Raw genomic sequence first — 2,294 nt, forward strand, 5'->3', positions numbered from 1 at the left:
CTTGGGACCGACTACAGCCCCAGGATGCGATGAGCCGACATCGAGGTGCCAAACCTCCCCGTCGATGTGGACTCTTGGGGGAGATAAGCCTGTTATCCCCGGGGTAGCTTTTATCCGTTGAGCGATGGCCCTTCCATGCGGAACCACCGGATCACTAAGCCCGACTTTCGTCCCTGCTCGACTTGTAGGTCTCGCAGTCAAGCTCCCTTGTGCCTTTACACTCTACGAATGATTTCCAACCATTCTGAGGGAACCTTTGGGCGCCTCCGTTACTCTTTAGGAGGCGACCGCCCCAGTCAAACTGCCCACCTGACACTGTCTCCCACCCCGATAAGGGGCGCGGGTTAGAATTTCAATACAGCCAGGGTAGTATCCCACCAACGCCTCCACCGAAGCTAGCGCTCCGGCTTCTCAGGCTCCTACCTATCCTGTACAAGCTGTACCAAAATTCAATATCAGGCTGCAGTAAAGCTCCACGGGGTCTTTCCGTCCTGTCGCGGGTAACCTGCATCTTCACAGGTACTATAATTTCACCGAGTCTCTCGTTGAGACAGTGCCCAGATCGTTACACCTTTCGTGCGGGTCGGAACTTACCCGACAAGGAATTTCGCTACCTTAGGACCGTTATAGTTACGGCCGCCGTTTACTGGGGCTTCGGTTCAAAGCTTCGCTTGCGCTAACCTCTCCCCTTAACCTTCCAGCACCGGGCAGGTGTCAGCCCCTATACTTCGCCTTGCGGCTTCGCAGAGACCTGTGTTTTTGCTAAACAGTCGCCTGGGCCTATTCACTGCGGCTTTTCTGGGCTATTCACCCTAAAAAGCACCCCTTCTCCCGAAGTTACGGGGTCATTTTGCCGAGTTCCTTAACGAGAGTTCTCTCGCACACCTTAGGATTCTCTCCTCGCCTACCTGTGTCGGTTTGCGGTACGGGCACCTTACATCTCACTAGAGGCTTTTCTTGGCAGCGTGGAATCAGGAACTTCGGTACTATATTTCCCTCGCCATCACAGCTCCGCCTTAATGGAAACGGGATTTGCCTCGTTTCCGGCCTAACTGCTTGGACGCGCATATCCAACAGCGCGCTTACCCTATCCTTCTGCGTCCCCCCATCGTTCAAACGATGTATAGGTGGTACAGGAATATCAACCTGTTGTCCATCGCCTACGCCTTTCGGCCTCGGCTTAGGTCCCGACTAACCCTGAGCGGACGAGCCTTCCTCAGGAAACCTTAGGCATTCGGTGGAAGGGATTCTCACCCTTCTTTCGCTACTCATACCGGCATTCTCACTTCTAAGCGCTCCACCAGTCCTTCCGGTCTGACTTCAACGCCCTTAGAACGCTCTCCTACCACTGACACCCAATGGTGTCAATCCACAGCTTCGGTGATACGTTTAGCCCCGGTACATTTTCGGCGCGGAGTCACTCGACCAGTGAGCTATTACGCACTCTTTAAATGGTGGCTGCTTCTAAGCCAACATCCTGGTTGTCTAAGCAACTCCACATCCTTTTCCACTTAACGTATACTTTGGGACCTTAGCTGGTGGTCTGGGCTGTTTCCCTTTCGACTACGGATCTTATCACTCGCAGTCTGACTCCCAAGAATAAGTATTTGGCATTCGGAGTTTGACTGAATTCGGTAACCCGTTGGGGGCCCCTAGTCCAATCAGTGCTCTACCTCCAATACTCTCATCTTGAGGCTAGCCCTAAAGCTATTTCGGAGAGAACCAGCTATCTCCAGGTTCGATTGGAATTTCTCCGCTACCCACACCTCATCCCCGCACTTTTCAACGTGCGTGGGTTCGGGCCTCCATTCAGTGTTACCTGAACTTCACCCTGGACATGGGTAGATCACCTGGTTTCGGGTCTACGACCTCATACTCATTCGCCCTATTCAGACTCGCTTTCGCTGCGGCTCCGTCTCATCAACTTAACCTCGCATGAAATCGTAACTCGCCGGTTCATTCTACAAAAGGCACGCCATTACCCATTAACGGGCTTTGACTACTTGTAGGCACACGGTTTCAGGATCTATTTCACTCCCCTTCCGGGGTGCTTTTCACCTTTCCCTCACGGTACTGGTTCACTATCGGTCACTAGGGAGTATTTAGCCTTGGGAGATGGTCCTCCCTGCTTCCGACGGGATTTCTCGTGTCCCGCCGTACTCAGGATCCACTCAGGAGGGAACGAAGTTTCAACTACAGGGTTTTTACCTTCTTCGACGGACCTTTCCAGGTCGCTTCATTTACCCCGTTCCTTTGTAACTCCATGTTGAGTGTCCTACAACCCCAAGAGGCAA

1 rRNA gene is annotated in these 2,294 nt (G+C 52.9%); it reads right to left on the bottom strand.

From position 1 onward, the window contains the following. Positions 1 to 2,294: ribosomal RNA gene (locus ACFVSH_RS25620) — 23S ribosomal RNA — on the bottom strand; the annotation flags it as partial.

The sequence above is a fragment of the Peribacillus sp. NPDC058002 genome (assembly GCF_042886655.1).
Taxonomy (GTDB): Bacteria; Bacillota; Bacilli; order Bacillales; family DSM-1321; genus Peribacillus; species Peribacillus aracenensis.